Origin of the sequence: Nonomuraea diastatica, assembly GCF_004349015.1 — a bacterium.
Classification (GTDB): domain Bacteria; phylum Actinomycetota; class Actinomycetes; order Streptosporangiales; family Streptosporangiaceae; genus Nonomuraea; species Nonomuraea diastatica.
In genome coordinates, this window is the sequence record NZ_SMKP01000002.1 from 78,437 (window position 1) to 92,875 (window position 14,439).

Annotated in this window: 8 protein-coding genes; 4 read left to right on the plus strand and 4 right to left on the minus strand. The window is 71.5% G+C overall.

What is annotated here, in order from left to right; translation table 11 throughout:
* Nucleotides 1–29: 29 nt before the first annotated feature.
* The 4 genes from E1294_RS01040 to E1294_RS01055 are packed head-to-tail and all read right to left on the minus strand — an operon-like array spanning nt 30 to nt 6,041.
* The gene (locus E1294_RS01040) at nt 30–3,023 is read right to left on the minus strand and encodes an alpha-mannosidase (RefSeq protein ID WP_132503708.1); all 2,994 of its coding nucleotides are present in this window, start codon (nt 3,021–3,023) and stop codon (nt 30–32) included.
* A gap of 27 nt (nt 3,024–3,050) precedes the next feature.
* On the minus strand, nt 3,051–3,827 hold the full coding sequence (locus E1294_RS01045; protein ID WP_246082744.1) for a carbohydrate ABC transporter permease: 777 nt from the start codon (nt 3,825–3,827) through the stop codon (nt 3,051–3,053).
* Nucleotides 3,828–3,882: 55 nt separating this feature from the next.
* A complete protein-coding gene (locus E1294_RS01050; RefSeq protein ID WP_132503710.1) occupies nt 3,883–4,755 on the minus strand; it encodes a carbohydrate ABC transporter permease in 873 nt (290 codons plus the stop codon).
* Complete coding sequence (locus tag E1294_RS01055; RefSeq protein WP_132503711.1) at nt 4,755–6,041, minus strand: ABC transporter substrate-binding protein; 1,287 nt, start codon at nt 6,039–6,041, stop codon at nt 4,755–4,757. The genes E1294_RS01050 and E1294_RS01055 overlap by 1 nt, the downstream gene beginning before the upstream one ends.
* Nucleotides 6,042–6,159: 118 nt before the next feature.
* On the opposite strand from E1294_RS01055, the gene E1294_RS01060 reads away from it, so the two are divergent.
* The 4 genes from E1294_RS01060 (at nt 6,160) to E1294_RS01075 (ending at nt 14,412) form a co-directional block, all read left to right on the plus strand.
* Nucleotides 6,160–7,200 (plus strand): LacI family DNA-binding transcriptional regulator, encoded by a 1,041-nt coding sequence (locus tag E1294_RS01060; RefSeq protein ID WP_132503712.1) that lies wholly within the window; start codon nt 6,160–6,162, stop codon nt 7,198–7,200.
* Nucleotides 7,201–7,290: 90 nt separating this feature from the next.
* The gene (locus tag E1294_RS01065; RefSeq protein WP_132503713.1) at nt 7,291–8,520 is read left to right on the plus strand and encodes a glycoside hydrolase 5 family protein; all 1,230 of its coding nucleotides are present in this window, start codon (nt 7,291–7,293) and stop codon (nt 8,518–8,520) included.
* Nucleotides 8,521–8,531: 11 nt separating this feature from the next.
* Entirely contained in the window at nt 8,532–10,541 is a 2,010-nt protein-coding gene (locus E1294_RS01070; RefSeq protein WP_132503714.1) for an endo-beta-N-acetylglucosaminidase, read from the plus strand.
* 163 nt (nt 10,542–10,704) lie between these two features.
* The gene (locus tag E1294_RS01075) at nt 10,705–14,412 is read left to right on the plus strand and encodes a S8 family peptidase (protein WP_246082745.1); all 3,708 of its coding nucleotides are present in this window, start codon (nt 10,705–10,707) and stop codon (nt 14,410–14,412) included.
* The last annotated feature ends 27 nt before the right edge of the window (nt 14,413–14,439 follow it).

Below are 14,439 nucleotides of genomic sequence, written 5' to 3' on the forward strand. Positions count from 1 at the left end.
CCGGCCCTCGCCGGGCGGCCCTGGCCCGATCATGCGCGCTTCAAGCGCAAGGTCACCAGCTCGAACGGGCGCAGCGCCAGCAGCACCGGGCCGTCGTGGCGGCGCGGCTCGGCCGTGGGACGCTCCAGCAGGTCCGTGGCGACCACCTCGGCCACGGGGAAGCCCGGCGTCAACGTGGCCCGCGCCCGGCCGCCCCTCGACTCGTGGAAACGCACGATCACGTCACCGCTCTCGTCGTCGGCCAGCTTGACGGCGGTCACCACCACCGCGTCGTCGTCCACCGACACCAGCGGCGCGACCTCCGCGTCGCCGGGCACGCGGCGCTCGGGCAGGTTGACGACATAACCCTCGCGGACCGCGTCGCCGATCGCGGCGCCCGGCACGAGCGCGTGGCGAAAGCGGTGCACGCCCTGGTCGGTCTCCGGGTCGGGGAAACGGGGGGCGCGCAGCAGCGAGACCCGTACGGTCGTGGTCGTGCCCGCGCCACCGGCGGTGCGGGTGACGTCGTGGCCGTAGGTCGAGTCGCTGACCAGCGCGACGCCCCAGCCCGGCTCCTCCACGTGCACGAAGCGGTGGTTGCAGGCCTCGAACTTGGCCGCCTCCCAGCTCGTGTTGGTGTGCGTGGCACGGAAGACGTGGCCGTACTGGCTCTCGGAGGCGTACCGGTCGGCGTGCACGTCCAGCGGGAACGCCAGCTTCAGGAACTTCTCCGTCTCGTGCCAGTCGACCTCGGTGTCGACGTCGAGCCGCCGGCCGGTCAGCGTGAACACCTGCGTCACGCTCGACGAGCCGAAGGAGCGGCGGACGCGGACCGAGCCGTCCACCAGGCTCACGTCGTCGGCCTCGGTCAGGTCGGTGCCCGTGTTGCGGTAGAACTCGTCGACGTCCCAGGCGTCCCACTTGTTGGGGAAGTCGGGGTGCAGCTGCAGCAGCCCGGCCACCTGACCGGGCGCGACCGTCTCCCGATCCGCGGCCACGTCGTAGATCGACACGATCAGGCCGCGGGCGTCGACCTCCACCCTCAGCAGGCCGTTGTCCAGGACGTGGCCGCCGCCGTCGCGGTCGCGCACGGAGGTCCGCACGCCGGGTTCGGGCCGTGCCGCGCCGCCGGCGGGGACGCCGCGGCGGGCGTGCGGGGCGCCGTTGAAGACGAGCGTGCCGCCGGAGGCGTCGCCGGCCAGCGCGCGCTGCGCGGTGTCGATGACGGCGTTCAGCTCCTCCGCCACCAGCTCGTACGTCCTGCGCGCCTCCCGGTGCACCCACGCGATCGACGAGCCGGGCAGGATGTCGTGGAACTGGTGCAGCAGCACCGTCTTCCAGATCCGGTCGAGCTGCGCGTACGGGTAGGGCGCCCCGGCGCGCACGGCCGCGGTCGCCGCCCAGAGCTCGGCCTCTCGCAGCAGGTGCTCGCTGCGGCGGTTGCCCTGCTTCGTCTTGGCCTGGCTGGTCAGGGTCGCCCGGTGCAGCTCCAGGTAGAGCTCGCCGGCCCAGACCGGCGGGTTCGGATATTCCGCCTCGGCCTTGGCGAAGAAGTCGGCCGGCGTCTCCCACGCAACGGCGGGCGAGCCCTCCAGGTCGCGGACCCTGGCGGCCTTGGCGACCATCTCGCGCGTCGTGCCGCCGCCCCCGTCGCCCCAGCCGGTCGGCGCGAGCGAGTGCCGGGCGACGCCCTTGTCCTTGAAGTTGCGGGCCGCGTGGGCCAGCTCGCCGCCCGTCATCGAGCAGTTGTAGGTGTCGACGGGCGGGAAGTGCGTGAAGATCCTGGTGCCGTCAAGGCCCTCCCACAGGAACGTGTGGTGCGGGAAGGTGTTCGTCTGGCTCCACGAGATCTTCTGCGTGAGCAGCCGCTTCGACCCGGCCGCCTTGATGATCTGCGGCAGCCCGGCCGCGAAGCCGAAGGTGTCGGGCAGCCACACCTCCTCGTTGTCGACGCCGAACTCGTCGATGAAGAACCGTTTGCCGTGCACGAACTGCCGGGCCATCGCCTCCGAGCCGGGCATGTTCGTGTCGGACTCCACCCACATGCCGCCCGCCGGGACGAACCGGCCGGAGGCCACCGCCTTGGTCACCTTCGCCCAGACCTCGGGCCGGTGCTCCTTGATCCACGCCCACTGCTGCGCCTGCGACATCGCGAACACGAAGTCCGGCTCGTCCTCCAGCAGCGCCGTCATGTTGGACGCGGTGCGGGCCACCTTGCGCACGGTCTCGCGCAGCGGCCACAGCCAGGCCGAGTCGATGTGCGCGTGGCCGACGGCGCTGATGCGGTGCGCCGACGGCACGGCGGGGGCCGACAGCACGCCGGTCAGCTCGGCCCTGGCGGCGGCGGCCGTGCCGTTGACGTCCTGGAGGTCCACGGCGTCCAGCGCCCGGTTCAGTGCCCGCAGCAGCTCCCAGCGGCGGCCGCCGTCGACCGGCAGCTCGTGCATCAGCTCGCCGAGCACCTCCAGGTCCATCACGAGCTGCCACACGGTCTCGTCGAAGACGGCCAGGTCCATGCGGGTCACCCGGTAGAGGGGGTCGCTCCCGGCCGTCTCCTTGTCGCCGAGCCGGGTCGGCTGGAACGGGTGGTGGCCGAGGATGACGGGGTTGGAGGCGGCCTCGACGTGCAGGCGCACCCGCTCTCCGCCCTCGGCGGGGGCGCCGACGCGGACCCACTGGTTGCGCGGGTTGAGCCCCTTCACCGGGGTGCCGTCGGGGAGGTAGACCAGGCCCTCGCACTGGAAACCGGGCATGTCCTCGTCGAAGCCCAGGTCGAGCAGGGCTTCGACGGTCCGGCCCGCCCACCGCTCCGGCACCGTGCCGGTGACGGTGAACCAGCTCGTGCCCCACGGCGCGCCCCACGCATCGCCCACCGCGATCGGCTCAGGCGTCGCGGCCAGCCCCTCGGTGACCGGCACGGGCTCGTCCGGCGCATGCCAGACGGCCACCTCCAACGGCACCGACTCAGGGTAAAGGGCGGGGCGGATCCGCTCGTTGAGCACACGCTTCAGGCGGGCTTCGACCAGGTTGCGGTCGTCGTGCATCAGGGACTCCTTACGCAAAAGGGTTTGTCAGCCTTTGATGGCGCCTTCCTCCACGCCCCTGAAGAAGAAGCGCTGGAGTGCCGCGAAGACGATCACGATCGGCAGGAAGGAGATCATCGTGCCTGCCGCGATCAGTCGCGGGTTGGCGCTGAACGTGCCGTTCAAATACTGTAGGCCGACCGTGAGCGTGTAGTTGGCGGGGTCGGTCAGGACGATGAGCGGCCACAGGAAGTCGTCCCAGGCCCCGATGAACACGAAGATCGTGACCACGCTGAGCATGCCGCGCACGTTCGGCAGGCCGATGTGGCGCAGCCGCTGCCACGCCGTCGCCCCGTCGATGATCGCGGCTTCGTCCATTTCCCGGGGGATCGCCTGAAACGCTGTACGCATCAACAGCACGTTAAGCATCCCGATCGCGCCCGGCAACGCCACCCCGAGCAGGGTGTCGGCCAGGCCGAGCGAGCGGACGGTGACGTACTGCGAGACGATCGTCACCTCGCCGGGGAGCACCAGCGTCGCCAGGAACAGCCCCAGCAGCAGCTTGGCGCCCCTGAAGCGGAGCTTGGCCAGGGCGAACCCGGCGATCGTGGCGCCCACGGCGTTGCCCGCGACCACGATGGCGGCCACGACCAGCGAGTTGGCCGCGTACGACCACACGGGGATGGTCTCGGCCACCTCGGCGTAGTTGGCGAGCGTCGGCTGCTGGGGCAGGAAGCTCGGCGTCCGGGTGTAGATGTCCTCCTGGACGCTCTTGAGCGAGGTGGACAGCTGCCACAGGAACGGCGAGACGGTCAGGGCGAGCACGAGCAGGAGCAGGACGTAACGCAGCGCCTTCTCGCGGGTGGAGACGGTGTTGATGTCAGGCCGCCTTCCTGTTGAGCCGCAGCAGCAGGAGCATCGGCCCGATGGTGATGACCAGCAGCACCAGGCTGAGCGCGGAGGCGTAGCCGAGGTGGCCGGTGAAGCCGCGGCTGTAGAGCTGGATGAGCATCACGAGCGACATGTCCCTGCCACCGGGGCCGCCGGTGCCGTTCGACAACACGTACAGCTCGGAGAACACGCGCAGCGCCGAGACCGACACCAGCACGGAGATCAGCAACATCGTGTTGCGCACGCCGGGCACCGTGACGCTCCGGAAGCGCCGCACCGGGCCCGCGCCGTCCACGGACGCGGCCTCGTGCAGCTCGCGCCGGACGTTGCCGAGCGCCGACAGATAGATGATCATGTAGTAGCCCAGCCCCTTCCAGATGGTCAGGCTGATCGCACTGAACAGCAGCAGCCACCGGTCGGTCAGGAACGGCACCGGCGCGGCGATCACGCCCAGCCACTGCGCGAAACCGTTCACCAGCCCGCGGTCGTCCAGCAGCCAGCCCCAGATCAGCGCGACCACCACGGCCGAGGCGACCACCGGGGTGTAGAAGGCGGTGCGGAAGAACATGATGCCTGGCAGCTTCTTCTCCACCAGGATCGCGATCAGCAGCGGCAGCAGGGTGAGCAGCGGCAGGCACACCAGCATGTAGACGATGCTGTTGACCAGCGCGTCGGCGAGCTGGTCGTCGTTCAGGGCGCGGCCGAAGTTGGCCAGGCCGGTGAAGTGGCCGCCGCCGAGCGGCTTGGCGTTGGTGAACGCCAGGACCAGCGTGTTGATCGACGGGAAGACGGAGAAGACGCACAACCAGACCGCGGCGGGCGCCACCAGCAGCCACGGCGTGAACCAGCGGTGGTGGGTCATCAGCTCTTGAGCAGCTCGTCGCACTTGGCCACGGCGGCGTCCAGCGCCTCCTTGGAGGTGGCCTCACCGCTGATCGCCAGCGCGAACTGCTGCCGGACGAACTTCTTCATCGCCTCGGTGACCTGGACCGGCTCGAGCACCTTGGCCTGGGCCAGCGAGGTGAACGCGATCACCTTGGCGTCGCCCGAGTGGGTGCCGTCGCTCTTGCTGAAGAACGGGTCGTTCGCCGAGGCCTTCGTGCTGGGGAAGATGTTGACCAGGTGGGCGAAGGCGGCCTGGTTCTCGGCGTTGGTCACCCAGCGGGCCAGGGCGAGCGCGGCAGGGGCGTTCTTCGTGCGCTTGGAGATGGCCAGGCCCTGCACGTACAGCGGCGGGGTGCCCATCGCGGGCGACGGCACCACCTTGGGCGCGAGCGTCGGGTTGTCGGTGGCCAGGCTCGTGATGAAGTTGCCGCCGGCGGTCGTCCAGGCGACCGTGCCCTCGGTGAACAGCTTGGCGTTGCCGGCGTAGGTGTCGGTGAGCACGTCGCGCGGCAGGAGCCCCTCCTTGTACGCGTCGCGGTACTTGTCCAGCAGCGCGACCGCCTCCGGGGTGTTGAAGGTGAACCGCGTCCCGTCGGGCGCCATCATGGGGACGCCCGCGTTGGCCAGGTCGCCCAGCTCCGGCTTGCGGCTCATCAGATAGACCTTGCCGCCCGACTTCTCCTTCAGCGTCCTGGCCTGGGCGATGAGCTCGTCCAGGCTCGCCGGCGGCTTCTCCGGGTCCAGGCCGTTCTCGGTGAGCAGCTCCGAGTTCCAGTAGTTGACGTCGGTGTTGAGGTACCACGGGTAGCCGTACGTGCCCTCGGAGCCGGGGTAGCGGTAGGCGTCCAGGCCGCCGGGGACGTAGACGTCGGCCAGCTTTCGGTCGGCCTGCTGATCGGCTGGGCCGACGTCCAGCAGCACGCCCTGCCTGACCAGCGGGGCCGCGAAGTCGGGCGGCAGGTTGACGACGTCGGGCAGCGAGCCGCCGGCCGCCTGGGTGAGCACCTTCTCCGCGTAGCCCTCGGCGGGCTGGTCCAGCCACTCCACCTCGGTGCCCGGATGCTCCTTCTCGAAGCCGTCGATGACGCCCTGCACGTAGTCGGTGAACTTCGGTTTGAGCGCCCAGGTCTGCAGGCTGACCTTGCCCTTCACCTCGCCGGTGACGTTCGTGACCGGCGCGGCCGGGTCAGGTTCCGCGCCGCCCAGCCCGCATCCCGCGATCGCGACGGCCATCACGGCCAGTCCTGCCCAGTACCTTCGCATGGCGCTCTCCTTCGTGGCCGGCGCGCGGTACTAAACCGCTCTAGTTGCGGGACTATCCACCGGGCTAGACTCCGCTGTCAATAGGGTGTGGCCGGACCGTGAGGAAAGGAGCGGCCGCGTGGGCCGACCGACGATCGCCGACATCGCGCAGCGGGTCGGGGTGTCCAAGGGCGCGGTGTCGTTCGCGCTGAACGGGCGTCCCGGCGTCAGCGAGGCGACCAGGGCCCGCATCCTCGAGGTGGCCAGGGAGATGAACTGGCGGCCGCACAGCGCCGCCAGGGCGCTCGGCGGCGCCAGGGCCGAGGCGGTGGGCCTGGTGATCGCCAGGCCCGCCAGCACGCTGGGCGTCGAGCCGTTCTTCGCCCAGCTCCTGTCCGGCCTGCAGGCGAGGTTGTCGCGCCAGCAGGTGGCGATGCACCTGCTGGTGGTGGAGGACTCCGAGGCCGAGATCGAGGTCTACAGGGAGTGGACCTCCGCGCACCGCGTGGACGGGTTCATCCTCGTCGATCCCAAGATCCGCGACCCCCGTTTCGCCGCGCTGGAGGAGTTGGGCGTGCCCGCCGTCGTGCTCGGCGGCCCCGGCCGGCACGGGGCGCTGGCCAGCGTGTGGGCCGACGACCGCGAGGCGATGGTGTCGGTCGTCGACTACCTGGCGGCGCTCGGGCACCGCCGCGTCGCCCACGTCGCGGGGCTGCCCGGGCTCCGCCACACCCGGCGGCGCATGCGCGCGCTGCGCGACTCGGTCAAGCGCCTCGGCCTGGCGGACGCGGTCTCGCTCCCGACCGACTTCAGCGACGCCGAAGGCGCGGCGGCGACCAGGACGTTGTTGTCGCGCGACCCCCGCCCGACGGCCGTCGTCTACGACAGCGACGTGATGGCGCTGGCCGGGCTCGGCGTGGCGGGGGAGATGGGCGTGGCCGTGCCGGCCGAGCTGTCGATCGTGGCCTTCGACGACTCGGTGCTGACCCGGGTCACCCACCCGAGCATCACCTCGCTCTCGCGCGACACCTTCGCGCTCGGCGGCCAGGTGGCCGACGTGCTGCTGGAGGTCATCGCCGACCCGGGGGCCAGGCGCGACCTCAAGACCGGCACCCCCCGGCTGGTCGTCCGGCAGAGCACCGCGCCGCCCGCCCTTGGCAAGGGGACTAAAGCGGTTTAGGGTCTCGGTGATCGGCTCAACCCCCAGAAGGGATGCGCCTCCGCCGGGGGAGCACCCTCGCGGGGACGGTTCACCCCATGGAGGACCCGCGTGCCCCAGCCGCACCACAGCCCCGACCCGCTCCGCTTCGGCGCGAACTACGTGCCCTCGTCCGGCTGGTTCTACGGCTGGCTCGACCAACCGGCCGACGCTGCCCGCCGCGACTTCGAGGACCTCGCGGGGATCGGGCTCGACCACGTCCGGGTGTTCCCGATCTGGCCGTGGATCCAGCCCAACCGCACGCTCATCAGGCGGCGCGGGATCGACGACCTGCTCGCCGTGATCGACGCCGCCGCCGAGTTCGGGTTGTCCGTGGCGGTGGACCTGCTGCAGGGCCACCTGTCCAGCTTCGACTTCCTGCCGTCGTGGGTGCTCACCTGGCACCGGCGCGGCCTGTTCACCGACCCCGACGTACGCGCGGGGCTGGTTGCGTACGTGGACACGCTCACCCGGGAGATCGCCACCCGCGACAACGTCTTCGCGGTGACCCTCGGCAACGAGGTCAACAACCTCTACCCGGCCAACCCGACCACGTTCGGCGACTCCAGGAGCTGGGCCGCCGAGCTGCTCGGCGTGGCCCGCGCCGCCGCACCGCGCCTGCTCGCCCTGCACTCCCTGTACGACGCCACCTGGTACGACCCGGAACACCCCTTCCACCCGGCCGACAACGTCGACCTCGGCGACCTGACGACCGTGCACTCGTGGGTGTTCAACGGCGTGTCCGCCGTCGACGGCCCGCTCGGCCCCGCCACCGTCTCCCACGCCGACTACCTGGTGGAGCTGGCTGCGGCCACCTCTCCCGACCCGGCCAGACCGGTCTGGCTCCAGGAGGTCGGCGCGCCCAGGCCCGACGTGCCCGAGCCCGACGCGCCCGCGTTCGTGCGCGGCTTGCTGGACGCCGTTACTCCCAACCCCGCGCTGTGGGGCGTCACCTGGTGGTGCTCCCACGACCTCGACCGCTCGCTCGCCGACTTCCCCGAGCGCGAGTACGACCTCGGCCTGTTCACCGTGGACCACCAGCCCAAGCCGGCGGCCAGGGAACTGGCCGCCGCCGTCAAGGAGCGGCGTGAGAGAGCCGGGCACCGCCGGGCGCTCGTCTGCGACGTGAACCTCAGGGCCGAGCCCGAGCGCCGCGCGGAGATCGCGCCGGGCAGCGCCTTCCACAGCGCGTGGGTGCGGCTGCGCCACGACGGGCCGCTGGCCGTCGTCACCGCCGCCCGCGCTGGCGACGCCGCCCACCTCGCGGCCAGGGGGATCGACACCGTGCTCGACCGGCAATGAGAGGAGCTCAGATGCGACGCAGGCTGTTACCGGCGCTCGGCGCGGTCACGGTCGTGGCGGCCCTGCTCACCGCGCCTGCCCGGCCCGCACTGGCGGCGACGGGCGACCAGCCCTACGCCTCCTACTGGTACCCGGACACGATCCTCGGCTGGGACCCGGCCACCGACCCCGACGCCCGGTTCAACCGTTCCCGCGTGCCGCTGCGGCCACGTGCCCAGGACCCGGCGCTGAAGGCCAACACCCACGCCCGCGCGGGTGAGGGCCGCGTCGTCTCGCTCGTGTCGTTCGCCCCCACCTCGGCCAACCCGTCGCAGGGCTCGCTGGACGCGAGCTACTACGCCTTCGGCCACTGGCAGTACGTCGACAGGCTCGTCTTCTGGGGCGGCTCGGCCGCCGAGGGACTGATCCTGGCGCCGAACCCCACCGTCATCGACGCGGCGCACCGCAACGGCGTGAAGGTGTACGGAACCGTCTTCTTCCCGCCCGAGGTCTTCGGCGGGCAACTCCAGTGGGTGCGCGACTTCGTCCAGAAACGCGGCTCGTCCTATCCCGTCGCCGACAAGCTGGTCCAGGTGGCCCGGCACTACGGGTTCGACGGCTGGTTCATCAACCAGGAGACGGAGGGCGGGGACGCTGCGCTGGCCGCCGAGCTGCGCTCGCTCATCAAGTACGCCCGCGCCAAGGGCCCGGTCGAGTTCATGTGGTACGACGCCATGACCGAGAGCGGCCCGGTCGACTGGCAGGAGGCGCTCACCCCGGCCAACGACGCCTTCCTCGGCGACCCCGAGCGCGTGTCCGACTCGATGTTCCTCGACTTCGGGTGGGACGCCGGCAAGCTGGGCTCGTCGCGCGCGCTGGCCAGGTCGCTCGGCAGGGACGAGCACGAGCTGTACGCCGGCATCGACACCGAGGCCGATGGCTACGACACGAGCGTGCCGTGGGACGCGGTGTTCCCCGCCGGGCGGCCGCACGTCACCTCCCTCGGCATCTACCGTCCCGAATGGACGTGGAGGTCCTCGTCGAGCCCCGCCGACTTCCGGGCCAGGGACTCCCGCTTCTGGGCGGGCGCCAACGGGGACCCGTCCGACACGTCGACCTCGTCGGCGTGGAAGGGCCTGGCGCACCACGTCGCCGAGTCGACGCCGATCACCGGCAAACCGTTCGTGACAGGGTTCAACCTCGGGCACGGCGACTTCTACAACGTCGGCGGGGTCCGCGTGCGCGACGGCGGCTGGAACAACCTGTCCGTGCAGGACGTGCCGCCCACCTACCAGTGGATCGTCAGCTCCCGCGGCACCGAGCTGACCCCGTCGATCGACTTCGGCGACGCCTACGAGGGCGGCTCGTCGCTGCGGCTCACCGGCCGCCTCGACGCCGTCAACACCGTACGGCTCTACCAGACGCGCCTGCCGGTGGCGGCGAACACGAAGCTGTCGGCCGTGGTCAGGACACCTGCGGCGGGCGCCACCCATCTGCGGGTGGCCGTCGCGTTCACCGACGCGCCCACCAGGTTCACCACCTTCGACCTGGGGGCCACCAAGAGCACCGGCTGGGAGCGCAGGACGCTCGACCTGTCCGCCCACGCCGGCAAGATCATCACCCAGATCGGGCTGCGGACGACGGGCGTGAAGAAGGCCTACGACATCCGCGTCGGGCAGCTCGCCGTGTATGACGGCGTGGTGGACAGGCCGTCCCCGCCCACCGGGCTCACCGTGCTCGGCGTCACCGACGTGTCGGACACCCGTAAGTCGCTCCGCCTGGCCTGGACCGGCTCGCATGGCACGGTGCACCACTACGACGTCTACCGCCGCGATCCCGGTGGCGGCCGTACGTACCTGGGCGCCACCCCCAACGACGCCTACTTCGTGCCCGGGCTTGACCGGGCCGGCGGCGAGACGAGCACGATGATCGAGGTGGAGGCGGTCTCCACGGAGTACGGCCGCTCGCCCGCCGCGAAGGCCACCGTCTCCTGGACCGGCGCCTCCGGGACGGCCGTCCCGGAGGCGGGGACACGGCCGTGACGAGTGGCGGATCTACGACAAGTCGGGATCTAGCCACACCAACCTCGTAGACAGCGCCAGCTCAGGGCCGCTAGGAAGTCGGGTATTCGTGCTTACCGACTTCTGGAGGTCGTTCATGCTGCATGGGTTAGGGCGCGCGAGACGATGGCGGCGAGGGACGGTCATGGCCGCCACGGCCGCCATGACCGCCGCGCTGTTGTCGGCCCCCGGGGCGCACGCGACCGCCGCGCCGCCCGTGGAGTTCACGAGCGGCGCGGCGGGCGATGAGATCACGCTGGTCACCGGCGATCGCGTACGCGTGCGCGCCGTGGACGGCGAGCACAGGACCGTGGCGGTCACCCCCGCGCCCCGGGCGGACGGCTCGGTGCCGACGTTCCAGGTGCTGGAGTCCGGCGGAGAGATGAGCGTCATCCCCGACGACGTCGCGGCCCTGGTGCCCGAGCGGCTCGACAGCGCGCTGTTCAACGTGACGGCGCTGGCGGAGCAGGGGTACGACGAGGCCATCCCGCTGATCTTCACCTACGCGGGGAACGCCCCCAAGGCCGCGTTGCCGTCCGTGAAGCAGCTCCGCACGCTGGAGAGCATCGGCGGGACGGGTGTGTCGGTGGCCGAGCCGGACGCGGCGGCGTTCGGGGCCGAGCTGGCCAAGCTGGCCGGCCCGGACGCCCGCGCCGCCGGGCCGCTGACGGGCGTGTCGAAGATCTGGCTCGACCGCAAGGTGAAGCCGGTCCTGGAGCACAGCGTGCCGCAGATCGGCGCGCCCGAGGCCTGGGCCGCGGGGTACGACGGTGCCGGCACCACCGTGGCCGTGCTCGACACCGGCGTCGACGCCGCGCATCCCGACCTCGCGGGCAAGGTCACCGGTCAGCGCGACTTCACCGGCGAGAACGTCACGGGCGACCCGCACGGCCATGGCACCCACGTCGCGAGCACGATCGCGGGCGCCGGTGCGGACGGCGGCGGCAAGGGCGTGGCGCCCGGCGCCAAGCTGCTCAACGGCCGGGTCCTCGCCGGCGACGGCTTCGGCCAGCTGTCGTGGATCATCGACGGCATGGAGTGGGCGGCCGGCGAGCAGCGCGCCGAGATCGTCAACATGAGCCTGGGCGGCCCGGAGCCGGGCGGCCCGCTGACCGCCGCGGTCTCCCGGCTGACCGAGCAGTACGGGACGCTGTTCGTGGTGGCCGCGGGCAACGACGGTTGCGACTCGTGCGTGGGCACCCCCGGCGACGCCACCGAGGCGCTGACCGTCGGGGCGGTCGACCGCGAGGACCGGCTGGCCGATTTCTCCAGCAAGGGCCCGATCGTCGCCGACCAGGCCGTCAAGCCCGACGTGACCGCGCCGGGCGTGGACATCTCCGCCGCCAAGCCCGGCGGCGGCCACGCCGCGATGTCCGGCACCTCCATGGCCACCCCGCACGTGGCGGGCGCGGCGGCGCTGCTGCGGCAGGCCCGCCCCGGCGTCACGGGCGGAGAGCTGAAGTCGCTGCTCATGGCCACCGCCAAGCCGGGCCAGGACATCCCCGTCGACGCGCAGGGCGCGGGCAGGATCGACGTGGACGCCGCGCTGAAGAACCCGGTCGCGGTCTCGGCGGGCTCGGTCAACTTCGGCAGGCTCGCCCCCGGCGAGGAGAAGAGCCTCACCGTCACGTACCACAACCTCGGGCAGGAGCCCGCGGAGCTGGACCTGTCGGGCGGCGGCGCGTTCGCCGTCGAGCCGTCCGGGCTCACCGTGCCCGCGTCGGGGACGGCCGAGGCCACGGTCACGCTCAAGGCGGACAAGACCGGCCTGGTGCGCCAGGAGCTGACGGCCGCCGTCGCGGGCGGCGCGTCCGTGCGCACGCTGCTGACCGCCGAGGTCGAGGAGAAGCGCGTCGAGCTGCGCGTACGCGGCATCGCCAGGGATGGTCGCCCGGGCCGCGGCGGTTTCACCGTGCTCAACCTGGACGAGGGCACCCTGGTCGGCCGCGTGCTTCCGGGCGAGCCCGCGGTGCCGTGCACCGAGCAGAAGTACGGCAAGGGCACCTGCCTGCTCGTCAAGCCCGGCACGTACTCGGTGCTCGGCCACATCTTCACCATGCCGGCCACCCAGGACAGCACCGCCAAGGGCACGCCGCTCAACGAGAGCCTGCTCGGCGACCCCGAGATGACGATCACCGAGGACACCGAGGTCGTGCTGGACGCCCGCAAGGCCGTCGAGGTCGAGGTCGAGACGCCCGACCACAAGACCAAGCGGAACACCGGCTCGGCCGCCGCCCTCCAGTGGTACCGGGAGGGAGAGCAGGGCACCGCGCTGCGCGGCGGCACCACCATCTCGCCCGGCGGCCAGGTCGAGGAGCGGCTGTTCGTCCAGCCCACCAAGAAGGTCACCAAGGGCACGTTCGTCGTCTCCACCCGGTGGCGGCTGACGGCCCCCGAGATCACTCTCACCACCCCCGGGCTCGAACTGGACCCCCAGTACGTGGACCCGGTCCAGTTCAGCGACTTCGCCACCGAGTACCCGCGCCTGGACGGCACCCGGCTGCTCATGGCGGCCGACGCCGGACGCGGCGGCCCCGGCGAGATCAAGGCCCGCAACCTGCGCGGCAAGCTCGCCGTCATCCGCCGCACCCCCGGAGTTCCGGTCTCCACGCAGTCCAACGCGGCCGCGGCGGCCGGGGCGAGGATGGTGGCCGTCTACAGCGACCAGCCGGGCCACGACGTCACCACCGGCGGCAACGGCGTCAAGCTCGCCGTCCCGACCGTGCGGCTGACCCACGAGGAAGGGCTGAAGCTCGTCGAGCGGCTGCGCCGGCTGCCGGTGCCGATCGTGGCCAAGGGCATCGTCGCCAGCCCGTACGTCTACGACCTGTATCTTCAGGAGAAGGGCCAGGTGCGTGACAAGCTGCGGTACGTGGTCAGGTCGAGGTCGCTGGCCAGGATCGAGACGGACTTCCACACCCAGCTCGCCGACGACGTGACGGTGAACGAGGCCAGGTTCGTCTTCCAGCCCTGGGACACCTCGTCCATCTCCACGAACCATCCCATGGCCAGGGCGCCGCGCACCCGGACCGACTACGTCACCCCCGGGCCCGGCCTGCGCTGGACCACGTCGGCCGGCGTTCCTGAGCGGCACTACAACAGCATGTGGCCGCACCCGGACACGCCGCGCATCGCGCTGTCGTCACCGGACTTCCGCCCGTACGAGGCGGGCGAGCGGGTCGGCCGCGCGGTGTTCAAGCAGCCGCTGCTGCCGGGCATCAACCCGCGCAACCCGGTGCGCAGGGAGGGCGACACGCTGCGCGTGTCCATGCAGGGCTTCGTGGACGCCGCCCGCAACTACGGCGACACGCACACCAGCAAGTTCGAGCACGGCATGAAGACCGACTTCAAGCTTTACCAGGGCGACACGCTCCTGTGGCAGACGAACTACCGGCCGTCGGGGTCGGGCACGCTCTCCCCGGAGAAGTCGGAATACCGGATCGAGTACGACCTGGCCAACGAGGCCGGCTGGGCGAAGCTGTCCACCCGTACCAAGGGGGTGTGGACCTTCGGCTCCGAGCGGGCCGCGGAAACGACGGTGATCCCGCTGCTGCTGGCCACGTTCGACGCGCCGGTCGACCTGAAGAACCGGGCCAGGTCGCGGAAGCTGGGCCTGTCCCTCTACCACCAGGAGGGCGCGGAGCAGAGCGCGATCAAGGACGTCTCGCTGGAGGTGTCGTACGACGACGGCGCCACCTGGAAGCCCGTCCGCCTGCGGGACAAGGGCGAACGGAGCTACGAGACGACCATCGGCCGGTCGCCGTCCGGGTTCGTCTCGCTGCGGCTGAACGCCTCCGACGTCAACGGCAACACCCTGGCGCAGGAGGTGATCCGCGCCTACGCCACACGCTGAGCGTCCCGCGCGAGGGTGCTCGCGCGC

What these genes read in the sequence shown, in the direction of transcription:
- E1294_RS01055 (WP_132503711.1), bottom strand. Translation starts at nt 6,041, where the DNA reads ATGCGAAGGTACTGGGCAGGACTGGCCGTGATGGCCGTCGCGATCGCG.
- E1294_RS01070 (WP_132503714.1), top strand. Translation starts at nt 8,532, where the DNA reads ATGCGACGCAGGCTGTTACCGGCGCTCGGCGCGGTCACGGTCGTGGCG.
- E1294_RS01050 (WP_132503710.1), bottom strand. Translation starts at nt 4,755, where the DNA reads ATGACCCACCACCGCTGGTTCACGCCGTGGCTGCTGGTGGCGCCCGCC.
- E1294_RS01075 (WP_246082745.1), top strand. Translation starts at nt 10,705, where the DNA reads ATGGCCGCCACGGCCGCCATGACCGCCGCGCTGTTGTCGGCCCCCGGG.
- E1294_RS01040 (WP_132503708.1), bottom strand. Translation starts at nt 3,023, where the DNA reads ATGCACGACGACCGCAACCTGGTCGAAGCCCGCCTGAAGCGTGTGCTC.